This is a genomic window from Bifidobacterium sp. UBA744, assembly GCA_002298605.1.
Classification (GTDB): domain Bacteria; phylum Actinomycetota; class Actinomycetes; order Actinomycetales; family Bifidobacteriaceae; genus Bifidobacterium.
On record DBKS01000019.1, the window covers coordinates 493 to 13,381 of the forward strand.

The 12,889-nt window shown below is 62.8% G+C and carries 11 protein-coding genes; 10 read left to right on the forward strand and 1 reads right to left on the reverse strand.

The genetic code is table 11. From position 1 onward, the window contains the following. The first annotated feature begins 2 nt into the window (after nt 1-2). The 5 genes from rplL to B2994_RS02030 all read left to right on the forward strand — a co-directional run bounded on the left by rplL (nt 3) and on the right by B2994_RS02030 (nt 7,094). The gene (gene rplL / locus B2994_RS02010) at nt 3-386 is read left to right on the forward strand and encodes a 50S ribosomal protein L7/L12 (protein WP_291526733.1); all 384 of its coding nucleotides are present in this window, start codon (nt 3-5) and stop codon (nt 384-386) included. Between the two features lie 196 nt (nt 387-582). Then, nucleotides 583-1,932, forward strand: a complete 1,350-nt coding sequence (locus B2994_RS02015; protein WP_291526734.1) for an MATE family efflux transporter — start codon at nt 583-585, stop codon at nt 1,930-1,932. A 106-nt stretch (nt 1,933-2,038) separates the two neighbouring features. Next, nucleotides 2,039-3,208 carry an FHA domain-containing protein gene (locus B2994_RS02020; RefSeq protein WP_291526735.1) on the forward strand — a complete coding sequence of 390 codons (1,170 nt, stop codon included), beginning with the start codon at nt 2,039-2,041 and terminating at the stop codon, nt 3,206-3,208. Nucleotides 3,209-3,213: 5 nt separating this feature from the next. Further along, entirely contained in the window at nt 3,214-6,888 is a 3,675-nt protein-coding gene (locus B2994_RS02025) for a helicase (protein ID WP_291526736.1), read from the forward strand. Further along, a complete protein-coding gene (locus B2994_RS02030; protein ID WP_291526737.1) occupies nt 6,885-7,094 on the forward strand; it encodes a hypothetical protein in 210 nt (69 codons plus the stop codon). Before B2994_RS02025 ends, B2994_RS02030 begins: the two co-directional genes overlap by 4 nt. 81 nt (nt 7,095-7,175) lie before the next feature. On the opposite strand, the gene dapB is transcribed toward B2994_RS02030, so the two are convergent. Next, the gene (gene dapB, locus B2994_RS02035; protein ID WP_291526738.1) at nt 7,176-7,928 is read right to left on the reverse strand and encodes a 4-hydroxy-tetrahydrodipicolinate reductase; all 753 of its coding nucleotides are present in this window, start codon (nt 7,926-7,928) and stop codon (nt 7,176-7,178) included. 140 nt (nt 7,929-8,068) lie between these two features. On the opposite strand from dapB, the gene B2994_RS02040 reads away from it, so the two are divergent. From B2994_RS02040 to B2994_RS02060, 5 genes are all read left to right on the forward strand, one after another. Next, on the forward strand, nt 8,069-8,722 hold the full coding sequence (locus tag B2994_RS02040) for a 5-formyltetrahydrofolate cyclo-ligase (protein ID WP_291526739.1): 654 nt from the start codon (nt 8,069-8,071) through the stop codon (nt 8,720-8,722). Between the two features lie 59 nt (nt 8,723-8,781). Continuing rightward, a complete protein-coding gene (locus B2994_RS02045; protein WP_291526740.1) occupies nt 8,782-8,979 on the forward strand; it encodes an FmdB family zinc ribbon protein in 198 nt (65 codons plus the stop codon). A 252-nt stretch (nt 8,980-9,231) separates the two neighbouring features. Further along, nucleotides 9,232-9,897 carry an SAF domain-containing protein gene (locus tag B2994_RS02050; RefSeq protein WP_291526741.1) on the forward strand — a complete coding sequence of 222 codons (666 nt, stop codon included), beginning with the start codon at nt 9,232-9,234 and terminating at the stop codon, nt 9,895-9,897. Between the two features lie 39 nt (nt 9,898-9,936). Continuing rightward, nucleotides 9,937-10,842: a 4-hydroxy-tetrahydrodipicolinate synthase gene (dapA, locus tag B2994_RS02055; protein WP_291526742.1), complete on the forward strand. Its 906-nt coding sequence runs from the start codon at nt 9,937-9,939 to the stop codon at nt 10,840-10,842. Nucleotides 10,843-10,898: 56 nt separating this feature from the next. Further along, entirely contained in the window at nt 10,899-12,683 is a 1,785-nt protein-coding gene (locus tag B2994_RS02060; protein WP_349675652.1) for a ribonuclease J, read from the forward strand. The last annotated feature ends 206 nt before the right edge of the window (nt 12,684-12,889 follow it).

Sequence of the window (12,889 nt, forward strand, 5' to 3'; positions counted from 1 at the left end):
TTATGGCTAAGTACACCAACGAAGAGCTGCTGGAAGCCTTTGGTGAGATGACCCTCGTCGAGCTCTCCGAGTTCGTCAAGGCCTTCGAAGACAAGTTCGACGTCGAGGCTGCCGCCCCGGTCGCCGCCGTTGCCGCCGCCGCTCCGGGCGCCGCCGCTCCGGCCGAGGAGGAGAAGGACGAGTTCGACGTCATCCTCTCCGCCGTTGGCGACAAGAAGATCCAGGTCATCAAGGCCGTGCGTGCCCTGACCTCCCTCGGTCTGGCCGACGCCAAGGCCCTTGTGGACGCCGCTCCGAAGGCCGTTCTCGAGAAGGCCAAGAAGGAAGACGCCGAGAAGGCCAAGGCCGCTCTGGAAGAGGCTGGCGCTTCCGTCGAGCTCAAGTAATGCATGCGGGAGGGAATCCCGCGCATTATCGGCTTGCATACAAGCATTGGGGAATCCCGTGGTCGAAATTGTTCGGCCGCGGGATTTTCCGCGTTATGGGGCGTCGCTTATTCCTGTCGCATGTGTCCAAGAGGTGTTCAATAAGAATCCGGCGGCTGGGCGCGTGTGTAAGATGCTTGTCGTGAAACGATCGATCATGGAACTGAAGCGTGTCGGTGCCGACGAGAAATACCGTCAAATGACCACTCGTCCCGTGCGCCCCTTGATTCTGAGGCTGTGTCTGCCGGCGGTTGTTTCGAATCTGGTGACGATGGCGTACAACCTCACCGACACCTATTTCATCGGGCGGTTGGGGACGTCGCAGTCGGGGGCGATCGGCATCGCCTTTTCCGTGATGACGATTATGCAGGCCATCGGGTTTTTCTTCGGCCAGGGCGCCGGGAATTCGATGAGCCGTGAATTGGGCAAGCAGCGCAACGAGCGTGCGTCGAGGCTGCTGGCCATAGGGTTCTGCGGCGCGTTCTGCTGCGGCGCGATCCTCGCCGTTTTCGGGTTGGTGAGTCTGGGATCTCTGGTGTATGCGCTTGGCTCCACCGACACCATTGCGCCGTTTGCCGTCTCGTATTTGACACCGCTGCTGGTGGCGGCGCCGTGCGTGTGCGGATCGTTCGCCCTGAACGGCCTGCTGCGCTACATGGGCCAGTCCACCTTCGGCATGATCGGCCTGGTGTCGGGCGCCCTGCTGAATTTTACGTTGGCGCCCCTGTTCATTTTCGTGTGCGGCATGGGTATTTTCGGCGCGGGATTGGCCACGGCGATCTGCCAGAGCGTGAGTTTCGTCATATTGACCATCATGGCGGCTCGTTTTGGCGTCATTCGGTTGTCGATTCGCAACGCCAGACCTGATGCGCTGCTGCTGCGCGAAGTGGCTGGCGGCGGCTTGCCGTCGCTGATTCGTCAGGGCGCCGGCTCGGTCTCCGTGGCGTGCGTGAACTTGGCGGCCAACCCCTTCGGTGACGCTGCGATTGCGGCCATGGCCATCGTGATGCGCATCACCATGTTCGCCAATTCGGTGATCATCGGTCTGGGGCAGGGGTTCCAGCCGGTGTGCGGCTATAATTTCGGTGCCGGGAAATATGGGCGGGTCAAGGGAAGCTACTGGTTCTGCGTGCGTCTTTCCATCGCCGTGCTGCTGGTGCTGGCGGCTGCCATGTTCTGCCTGGCGCCCGAGCTGGTCGAGGTGTTCCGCTCCGATCCGCAGGTGGTGGCGGTCGGCGTGGTGGCGCTTCGTCTGCAATGCTGCACGGTGGCCTTGAACGGTTACAACATGATGTCGAATATGATGCAGCAGACGATGGGCAAGACGGTGGTGGCCTCATTCCTGGCCCTGTGCCGTCAGGGGCTGTTCCTGGCGCCGATTGTGCTGGTACTGCCGCAGTTCATCGGTCTGGTCGGCGTGCAGGTGGCGCAGTCGGTGTGCGATGTGCTGTCGTTGGTGGTGACCATTCCGTTCCAGGCCACGGTGCTCAAATCGCTGAAGAGTTGACGATTCAAAGGATTATTCTGTGTAATGCCGGAAAAACCGTGTGGTCATGACACAATGGCACATAGGCATGTCTGAATATGGCTTCATTCCAAGGAGGTCGGCGGAAGTGAACGAACAGCGACCGAACCAGCAGTGGATCGTGAAGGTGAACGGCGTTGAAGAGGTGCGTCTTGACCCGGGGGAGAGTCTTGAGATTGGGCGCAAGCCGCTTCGGCCGCTTATCGACAACGGTCGTCGCCGTTTGGATGTGCCGGATCAGACGAAATCGATGTCGAAGCGGCATGCGCTGTTTTCGGTGTCCGATGCAGGCGCCGGTACGTTGCGTGATCTGAACAGCACGAATGGCACCTATGTGGTGCGCGACGACGGAGAATTGATGCGGGTGTCCCCGGAATCGGATTTTCTGTTGCCTCACACCACCATGAGATTCCAGTTCGGTGACGTGCCGGTGGATTTCGTGCGTGTGGAGCTGAGCGTCGCTGCGGACGATGCGGCGCAGCCGGTGGCCGATCTGTTCTCGTATGCGGCTCGTCGCGGCGTGCAGCAGGAGCCGGACGCCGCGGATATGTCCGTGGACGACATCCTGGATTTGCGTGCCGGTGAGCCCACCAGCGTCTTCAACGCCAGCAGTGTGCGCAGCCGTGTCGGGGCGCTGCACGCTCAGGTGCTTGCCGATGCGGGGAATACCGATGACAAAGCGTCGGATGACGCGGACGCGCATGACCCGGAGCGCGATCTTTTTGCCGATGCGATAGACGAAATCGCCCAGGAGCAGCCCGTACAGGGCGAGCAGTCCGTGCAGGGCGTACAGGGCGAGCAACTTGGCAGTGCCGAACAGGCGGCGCGGGACGAGACGGACGAGGCTTCCGGCGATGCCAACACCGCACCATCGGTCGGGACGCAGCCGCCCGTGAATCAACCGACCGCGTTTCGGCCGATGGCCCAGCCTGCGGCGCCAATGCAGACGCAGACGCCGGTGGCGGCCCGATTCGAACCGGGATCCGTGTTCGAAAGGGTTTCCCGTGGTGAGTTCGCGTCGGCGCGTCCGGTGGTCGAAGCAGGCGGCCATACGTCGGACCAGGCGAAAAACACGCGCGACTTCGCCTTGCAATTCGACATGGCCCGCTATCCGCAGCTGTTGCCGTTCCTTGCCATGAACCCGGCGTTGTACGACGATCTCTACGCGTGGCTGGAGGCTCAGGGCAATGCGGATATCGACGCCGCGCTGAAGAACAACGAAGGTTACCGCGATTATCTTGCGGCGACAGGGAAGTGACCGTTATGACCGATCCCACTATCGAAACCACCGCTGCGCCGGGCCGGGGCGGCGAGACCGAACACCCCGAAGGTCGGCGGATTGCGCCGCTCGACCGCATTCGCGCCTGGCGGCAGTCCTATCAGGCTTCGTGCGGCCCGACGCCTTTGGAGGATATTTCGCAATTGGCCGCGCAGCTGGATCTGACGCATGCGCATCCTTCGGGCATCGCCCAGCTGTTTGCGTCCGGACAGGTGCATCTGGACTCCCTGTTTCGAGACAACGGCATGCTTCGCGCGGCGGGACGCCGTCTTGAACGCGTGCTGGACGACCAGGCGGTGAAGGAACGCGTCTCCGGATGCGCGGAGTTGTCGCTGGTGGTGGGCATGGCCACATGGGGCGATTCCGCCATGCCGGTGCTGCTGTATCCGGTGCAGGTGAGCCGGCCCACCGCGTCGCCGTCCAAAACCCTGATTCGCTTTACCGGCAAGGTGGAGCTGAACTCGGTGTTCGTTTCGGCTATGCGCGCCAAAGGCGTGACGTTGAACGCGTCGGAGTTGTTCGACATGTCGCATTATGAGGGCGGTACCCCGGAGACATCGGCGCTGTTCAACGCCATCACTGCGAAAACCTTCGGTTCGATAGAGGATTTTTCGATTGAGCGCACCATTGTGCTCGGATGCTTTGTGGAACCGTCGGCATTGCTGCTGGGGGAAAGCCTGAACATCATCGATCAGATGGAGGACGGGCCGACAGGCAATGTCCTCATCGACGCGCTCGCCGGCAATGCCGATGCCATCGCCTCGCTGAAGGGGCCGCATCTTCCCGAATACAGCCCGTTTGACGTCGATCCGCATAATGAATATGAAATCGGCGATGTGGACAACACGGTGCGATATGCGGCCGGTTTGGCCGCCTCCGGCCATTCCGTATTCCTTGATGAGCCCGCGAACCGCGACACGGCGGTGCAGAGCGCGGCGATCGCCTCCCGCTGCGTGATGGAAGGCAAATCCGTGCTGTATGTGCCGTGCGTGATGGAATCCAAACGACGTTTCATGCAGGAGGCCCGATCGAGCGAGATGGCGCCTCTGGTTCTTGACATCACCGATTCCGATCTCAATGGGTCCATCGACCGCCAGCTGATTGGCGCCGTGGGATACCAGCCGGGAACCGCGAGCGGGCATTTCGATCAGCTGGCTGACGAGTTGGTGGGCGTACGGTCCCGCCTGACCCGTTATCTGGGTGATTTGCACGGCGATAACGAACGCTGGGAGTTCTCCGCCTATGAGACGATCCAGAATCTCGCCTCCATCTCCACGCTGTCCACGCATCCGGCGACGCACGTGCGTCTGAGCATCACCGCCGCGCACGCCATCAAGGGTCGGCTTGACGAATGGTGCGACAAGCTCAGGCGCGCGGCCCAATTGGGCGAATTCACCATCCAGCCGGCGGACACCCCGTGGTTCGGCGCCGCGTTGTACAACGAGGACGAGGCCGTGGATGCATACCAGCGCATTGTGCGGCTGCTGGAGAAAACCCTTCCCGCCACGCGAGAGCATGTCGCCTCCACCGTGCGCACATGCGGCTTCCCGGTGCCCTCCACCGCGCGCGAATGGGGCCGTCAGGTGATGGTGCTCAAGAATCTGCGCCGCGTGCTGGATGTGTTCCAGCCCGCCATTTTCGAGCGTGACATTCCGGCGATGATCGAGGCGACCAAGTCCAAGGAGGAGCGCCGCGCCTCCGCTTCGTCGATGGGATTCTGGGAGCGTCGCCGTCATATCAAGGAGGCCAGGAGCCTGCTGCGCGTGGGTGCCCAGGTCGAGAATCTGCATGAGGCGTTGCTGGTGGTGGCCAAGCAGGCGGAGCAGTGGCGCATGTTCGTGCCCGCTGGAGGCTGGCCGGTCCTGCCTGCGAAGCTGGATCGGATCATCGATGTGCAGGACATGCTGGATCAGGATCTGACCGCGCTGGACGTCGTGCTATCCACCACGCCCGCCGGAGGCAATCTGGAGACCACTGCGTTGAATGAGGTGGAGAATCGGCTGAAGGCGCTGTTCAACGATCACGCCGCCTTGGATACGCTGCCCGAGCGAGCCGGGCTGGAACGTGAGTTCGCATCCGTCGGACTTGGCGATCTCATCGCCGATCTGAGGAACCGCCAGGTTGACGAGGACGGTGTCGGCAACGAACTGCGCCTGTCGTGGTGGACCACGGTGTTCGACGATATCGTCCATTCATCGGCGATTATCTCGAATACCGACGGGTCTGCGCTGTCGAACGCGGCTGACCGTTTCAATCAGGTTGATACCGAGCATGTGCGTTCCATTGGCGCCATGGTGGCCCAGGAGTCCATGCGGAAGCTTTCCGAACTGCTATTCTCCCGGACGCAGGAGGCCAACCAGCTGCATACGCTGCTCGCCTCCGAGCCGCGCATCGGATTGAGCCGTTTGGTGCACGGCTATCCGTCGATGATGCGTCTGGCCAAGCCTGTGATGGTGGCGACTCCGGCCACGCTGGCGGCGCTGACCGATGCCGATCAGCTGGCTGACGTGGCGGTGCTGGACGCTTCGGCGCACATCGAGCCGATCGAGTTGCTGTCGGTGCTCAGGCGCGTCAGGCAGGTGGTGGTGCTGGCGCATGGCGAGACCATCACCAGCGATTCGGTGAAATTGCTGACTTCGATGCTGCCCACCGTGAAGGTGAAAGCCCGTCCCGGTCGTCGCGCTCCCCGCGTGGCCGCATTCCTCAAAGCGCATGGCTACGGTGAGGTGCCGTTTGACATCGCCACTGAAGCCGCCCGGGGCAATGTGTCCTATACCGCGGTCAATGGCACGGGCGTTCCGGTGTTTTCCTCCGGCTTGGTGGAATCCAGCCAGCAGGAGATCGATGCGGTGATTGCCATTCTGCATCGTCGCGCCGCCGCGTTCACCATCGTGCCCGCCTCGTATCTGCTGACCATCGTGACGCTGTCGACCACGCATCGCATGCGTCTGGGCGCTGAATTGAAGGCTTGTGCGGCCAAGGACGCCGAGTTTGGTAAATTCCTGAGGCATGTGCGCATCATCAGTCTTGACGAAGTGGCCGGTGCGCAATCCACGGACGTCATTCTCTCGCTGGGGTTCGCCAAGACTTCGCATGGTCGTCTGCTGCAGCAGTTCGGCGACCTGGAGGGCGAGGCCCGCAGCGGCATGCTGCTGGACGCCATTGCATTGGCTAATCGTAATCTTGATATTGTCAGCGCGTTCAGATCGTCGGATATGGAGGAGGAGCGCCTTCACCAGTCCGGTCCGAAGCTGCTGCGGGAGCTGCTGATATGGGCAGAGCAGCTCGGTGATGAGCCGATGCGCCCTGAGACGCATGAGTTGCAGAAGCGCAATGTTCTGCTTGCCGATCTGGCTGACCGCATTCGCGCCCGGGGCATTGAAGTGGGTGTGGATTACGGGTTCGACACCGGCATGCGCATTCCATTGGTGGTGGGCGTGACGGGCAGGCCGTTCGCCTTGGCGGTGCTTACCGATGACGCCGCCTTCATGTCGGTGCAGTCCACGCGTGAGCGGCACCGCATAATGCAGGAGAATCTGCAGTTGCAGGGCTGGTCCGTGATGACGGTGTGGTCGGTGTCCGCGTTTGTCAATCCCGATAAGGAGGTTGACAGAATCATCGCGCATCTGGCTGATCTGTATGGGGATGCGGTTCGATGAGCGGACAGCAGAAGTCGGCGTTGCAGCCACGCGGTCGCAGGCCCCATAAGCGTGTGGTCCGCAAGGGCACCGAATGGTTCGATGCGGACGGCGTGGCGTCGGAACCCTCCGACGAACAGACGGCGGCCCAGCGCGCCGCGGACGACGATCGGCGTATTCTTTCGGAGCTGCCGCCGCATTGGGCGGTGTTCAATGAGCGCGGTTAGCTCGGGGTTTGGTCGCGGACCGGTCCGTTGACGGATCTCATTGACGGATATGCGTGGATAACGTCCCTCTCGGAAGCCCTCTCAGAGGTCCAGGAACTGGTCAAGGCCGATGGTCAGTCCCGCATGGCCGCCATCGGCCAGCTTGCGCACGGCCAGCAGCACGCCGGGCATGAAACTTGTGCGGTCAAAGCTGTCGGCGCGAATGGTCAGTTGCTCGCCCGCATTGCCGAACAGGACTTCCTGATGGGCGTTCAGCCCGCGCAGGCGCACCGCATGCACGTGAATGCCGTCAATCGTTTGGCCGCGTGATCCGCCGTCGGTCTGCGTGGCGTCCGGCACCGGGCCAAGTCCGGCGGCCCGTCGGGCGGCGGCGATGCCGCGCGCGGTGTGGAGCGCGGTGCCGGACGGCGCATCCACCTTGGTGGGATGGTGCAGCTCGATGACTTCCGCGGATTCGAAGTACCGGGCGGCGATCGTGGCGAAGTGGTCGGCCAGCACGGCGGAAATCGCGAAATTCGGGGCGATGAACACGGCCTGGTCCGGCTTCGGCGCATGCTTGAGGGCTTCGCGCACCCGCGCAAGCTTGTCGTCGGTCCAGCCGGTGGTGCCGACCACCACATCGACGCCCCGGCCGATAAGCGTGAGCACATTGTCAAGTGAGACGGCGGGCACGGTGAATTCCACGGCCACGTCGGTGTTGGACGGCGCAATCGCAGTCAGATCGTCGCCGGCATCCAGTGCCAGCGCCAGCTCGGTGTCCTCCGCGCCGCGAACCGCATCCACCACATGCGATCCCATGCGCCCCTTCGCGCCCACCACCGAAACCTTGATCATAGCTGCTCCTTGCAATGCTGGTTCATGCCTGGGAAAGGCATGCTGTGCGCTCACCATCATATCGTCCGTCTCCGTGGCGCGTCGGACCTGTCCGCTGGATATATTGGCTGGCGGATATTCGTGTTGCGGCGGCATTATGCATGGGGGACGGTGAATCCGTGGACGGTGAAGGTTGTCAGGGCAAGGCGGAACTTCGGCGGCGGGCCATCGCAATGCGCCTGCGAACCACGCGGGATGACCGTCTCCGGCAGGGGCAGGCCGTCGTCCGGGCGTTTGCCGCATCGGGGGTTGCCGTGCGGACCGGGGATGTCGTGGCGGCATATGTGTCGATGGGATCCGAGGTGGACACGCGTCCGCTGCTGTCGCGGCTGCTCGCCACCGGGTGCACGGTGTTGGTTCCGCGGCTGGGCGGCGGCCTTGACATAGGGTGGAGCGAGCTCGAATCCTTGAAATCGTTGTCAAACGTGGGTGCCGGCCGGCCGTGGGAGCCGTCGGATGGGGCAGTGCTGCCGCCCGGGACTCTGGGAAGGGCGTCGCTGATCCTGGTGCCTGCCCTGGCTGTGGACGCGCGCGGCACTCGCCTGGGGCGCGGTGGCGGGTGGTACGACAGGGCGCTGGCCGTTCGTCGGCCGGGGACGCCGGTTGTCGCCGTGTGCTGGCCCTGGGAGAACCGTGTTGCCGACGGCGAGCGGGGATTGCTGCCCGCATTGGGCCACGATGTGCCGGTTGACGCCGTGCTGACCGGCGAGGGGCTGACTTGGACGGGTCGTATGCACTGTCCTGCGAACGACTAGGATATGAACGGTTGAAATCTGTGCAAGAACCATATCCATGGAAATGAGGGGATAGTCACATGCCTACGTATCATTACCGCTGCAAGAGCTGTCAGTACGATTTCACCCAGGTTCAGTCCTTTAGCGACGATCCGATTACCGTATGCCCGAAGTGTGGACAGGAGCAGGTGCGCAAGGTGTATGCCGCCGTGCCGATCGAGTTCAAGGGGCATGGCTTCTATCGCACTGACGGCGCCTCGCATTCCTCGTCCAAATAGCGCGTGTCCCGGTGACTCGAGCGGATCATGAGGCGCTTCACGGACCTGTAATACGCCCATAGCGAATTTCCGCCGGGATTCGCGTCGCCTTTTCGGCGGCGCCGCCGGGATTGGGCACATTCGACCACAGTCAGCCGGATAGTTGCCCCATGCATCCGCGTCCCGCATGATGCGGATATGACTGGGAACACATTGCAACGACGGCGTCTAATCGTCATGGGAAGGCGGTTGTTGTCCGCATGGTGCGCAGGTGTGGCGGTTTGGCTGGCCCTGCAGTTCGCCGCCGCGCTTGTCGGCAGGGAGCCCGTGGTGGTCGCCTCGATGGACATCGCGCGGGGCGAGCGGCTTTCGGACGAGAACCTGACGGTGGTTGAGGCGCCCGTTTCATCGATGGGCGAGTTGGCCACGCGATCCGTCGACCGGCTTCGCGGGCGCATTGCGCTGGCCCCGATGAGCCGCGGACAGCCGGTGTATGAGGCTTCGCTTGCCGTCGCCCCGATCCCTCCCGATGGCAGCACCATCATCGAGGTGCGCCTCGCCAGCGTTCCGGAACATTTGATCGCGGGTGATCATGTGGATCTCGTGTCGTCGGTGGGATGTGCGCAGACGTCGTCGCCGGTTGCATCGGGGCCGTTGCCGCAGGTATCCGATGGGACGGAACGGGCGGCGGTATGCGTGCTGGCCCGCGACGCGTTGACGCTTGTCGCCCCCTCGGCACGGCTCGACGCCGATTCGGATAACGGTTCTTCGAATGCCATCGGCGTGACGGGGCAGTCCTCCGAACAGCGCGCGGAGTTGCAGGTTACGGTCGCGCTTGATCCGGATGAGGCGTTGACGGTGCTGGCCCAGCAGGAGGCCGGGCCGATCCTGGCGGTGAGTCGCGCAAGCGACGGTGGCATGGGTGACGGCGACGAATGACCCGGCGAAGCGTCCCACCCGCGAAGTACGGTAAATCCTATGAGTGACGGTGACATGCATCTGCTAGAGCCGGCCCCCTTTGGCCGCATCCTTCCCGCTATGGTGACCCCGATGAAAGCCGATGGTTCGGTTGACTTCGAGGCGGCACAGCATCTTGCGCAGTCCTTGGTCGCGGACGGTGCGGATGGTCTGGTGGTCAACGGCACCACTGGCGAATCCCCGACCACGCATATGGACGAGAAGGTCGATCTGGTCCGTGCCGTCAAGGAGGTCGTGGATGTGCCGGTGATCTCCGGTGCCGGATCCAACGACACGGCCCATACCGTGCGGATGGTCGAGCAGACCCAGGAGGCCGGTGCTGACGCGGTGCTGGTCGTCATGCCGTATTATTCCCGTCCCAGCCAGGATGGCATTGTGGGGCACTACCGGGCCGTGGACGCGGTGGCTGAGAAGCCGATCATCGTATACGACGTGCCCGGCCGCACCGGTCTGAAGGTCACCATCGAAACGTATGATCGCCTTGCCGAGCTGGACCACGTGAAGGCCGTGAAGGACGCCACCGGCGATCTTGCGGCGGCGGTGGAGAAACAGCAGCGCACCGGGCTGGCCTGGTACTCCGGGGACGACGGTTTGTTCCTGCCGTTCCTGTCCATCGGCGCGGTCGGCATCATCTCCGTGATCGCTCATGTGGCCTCCAACCCGATGCGCAGGCTGGTCGAGGCCTTTGACCGCGGCGACATCGCCACCGCCCGCAAACTCGCCAACCAATTGGCCCCGCTGGTGCACGCCCTGAACGGAGACGGCTATCAGGCCGTGATGGCGAAGGCCGCATGCCGGATCGCTGGCAAGATTCCCTCCACCGCGATGCGTCTGCCGAATATCGGCGCCAACGCCAAGCAGCTGGATAAGGCCGAGGAAGGCATGCGCGCCGCCGGTCTACTCTGACACGTCGCCCCCTGCCTAATGCGGGGGCAAAGAAATAGGAAATACCGAATACAAGAATGGCAAGAAGAAACAACACCAACAGACAACGCAATCAAAAAACATCCAGGGCGGGCAAGGCTCCCGCTGCCACCGGCTCGCAGCAGGGCGTGCAGCTTGTGGCGCCCCCCAAGTACCGCAAGGGATCCATGCGCATCGTCCCGCTTGGCGGTCTGGGCGAGATCGGGCGCAATATGAATGTGATCGAGTACAACGGTCACCTGCTGCTCATCGACTGCGGCGTGCTTTTCCCCGAGGAGGAGCAGCCGGGCGTCGATCTCATTCTGCCCGATTTCAGCTATATCGAGCATCGTCTCGACAAGGTCGAAGCGCTGGTGCTCACGCACGGTCATGAGGATCACATCGGCGGCGTGCCGTACCTGCTGAAGCTCCGTCCCGATATTCCGCTCATCGGTTCCAAGCTCACGCTGGCTTTTGTGGACGCGAAGTGCAAGGAGCATCGCATCAATCCCGTGGAGCATGAGGTCTCCGGCCGCGACAAGATGAAGGTCGGTCCCTTCGACCTCGAGTTCGTCACCGTGACCCATTCCATTCCGGACGCCCTGGCCGTTCGCGTCAAGACTCCGGCGGGATCCCTGATCGACACCGGCGACATCAAGCTCGATCAGCTGCCGTTGGACCATAAGATCACCGATCTGGTGGAGTTCGGCAAGCTGGGCGAGCAGGGCATCGACCTGCTCATGATGGATTCCACCAATGCCGAGATTCCTGGATTCGTCAAGCCCGAGACCTCGATTGGACCGGCCCTTGACCATGCCTTCGCCGAGGCCACGCGCAAGATCATCGTGGCGAGTTTCTCCTCCCATGTGCACCGTGTGCAGCAGGTGGTCGACACGGCCCACAAGTATGGCCGCAAAGTGGTGTTCGTCGGCCGGTCCATGGTCCGCAATATGGGCATCGCCGCCGATCTGGGCTATCTCCACATCCCCGAGGACACGGTTGTGGACCTGAAGCAGGCCCGCGACATCCAGGACGACAAACTGGTGTACATGTGCACCGGCTCGCAGGGCGAACCCATGGCGGCGCTTGGCCGCATCGCGGACGGCAACCACCCCGACATCCAGATCAACGAATTCGATACCGTGATCTTGGCCAGCTCGCTGATTCCGGGCAACGAGCACGAGGTGTACAAGGTCATCAACAAGCTTGTGCAGCTGGGTGCCCGCGTGGTGAACCGCGATAATGCCGCCGTGCATGTCTCCGGCCATTGCAACGAGGGCGAGCTGCTGTACATGTACAACATCGTCAAGCCCAAGTGCGCGATGCCCATCCACGGCGAGAACCGCCATCTGGTGGCCAATGGCCTGATCGCCGTGAAAACCGGCGTGGACCCGCAGAATGTGGTGCTCGCCCAGGACGGCGACGTGGTGGATCTGTACCACGGCCGCGCCGCGGTTGTCGGCTCCGTGCCGTGCGGCTACGTGTATGTCGACGGTGATTCGGTGGGGGAGCTCACCGACGAGGAGCTGGAGAAGCGTCGCATCCTCGGCTCCGAAGGATTCGTCTCCAGCTTCGTGGTCGTCGACACCGAAGCCAGCGAGGTGGTGAACGGCCCGAAGATCTTCCTGAACGCCGTGGCCGAGGACGAGAGCGAATTCGACCAGGTGCGCACGCAGATCGTCTCCGCCTTGGAGGACGCGATGATCCACGGCACCAAGGACACGCATAAGCTGCAGCAGATCATGCGCCGCTCGCTGGGCAGCTGGATCTCCCGCAAGCTTCGTCGCAAGCCGATGATCGTGCCGGTGGTGGCCGATATCGCCGATGTGGACGAAGATCGCTGAATCATTCGAATCGCAAGGAGTCATACGAAATGCCGGGATCAAACCTGACCAGGCTGGAAGCCGAGGAGCGCAACAGCGTCGTCTCCGGGCCGATCCACTATGCCGTTGCGCTGGACCTGACGACCGGCGCCAAAACCTTCGGGTCGACCACCACCGTCACCTTCGGCGCCACCGAGGGGGCGGACACTTTCCTCGATCTCATCGCC

Excerpts from the sequence above, each read along its gene's own strand:
- rplL (WP_291526733.1), top strand. The coding sequence starts at position 3 with ATGGCTAAGTACACCAACGAAGAGCTGCTGGAAGCCTTTGGTGAGATG.
- B2994_RS02015 (WP_291526734.1), top strand. The coding sequence starts at position 583 with ATGGAACTGAAGCGTGTCGGTGCCGACGAGAAATACCGTCAAATGACC.
- B2994_RS02025 (WP_291526736.1), top strand. The coding sequence starts at position 3,214 with ATGACCGATCCCACTATCGAAACCACCGCTGCGCCGGGCCGGGGCGGC.
- B2994_RS02030 (WP_291526737.1), top strand. The coding sequence starts at position 6,885 with ATGAGCGGACAGCAGAAGTCGGCGTTGCAGCCACGCGGTCGCAGGCCC.
- dapB (WP_291526738.1), bottom strand. The coding sequence starts at position 7,928 with ATGATCAAGGTTTCGGTGGTGGGCGCGAAGGGGCGCATGGGATCGCAT.
- B2994_RS02040 (WP_291526739.1), top strand. The coding sequence starts at position 8,069 with ATGGGGGACGGTGAATCCGTGGACGGTGAAGGTTGTCAGGGCAAGGCG.
- B2994_RS02045 (WP_291526740.1), top strand. The coding sequence starts at position 8,782 with ATGCCTACGTATCATTACCGCTGCAAGAGCTGTCAGTACGATTTCACC.
- dapA (WP_291526742.1), top strand. The coding sequence starts at position 9,937 with ATGAGTGACGGTGACATGCATCTGCTAGAGCCGGCCCCCTTTGGCCGC.
- B2994_RS02060 (WP_349675652.1), top strand. The coding sequence starts at position 10,899 with ATGGCAAGAAGAAACAACACCAACAGACAACGCAATCAAAAAACATCC.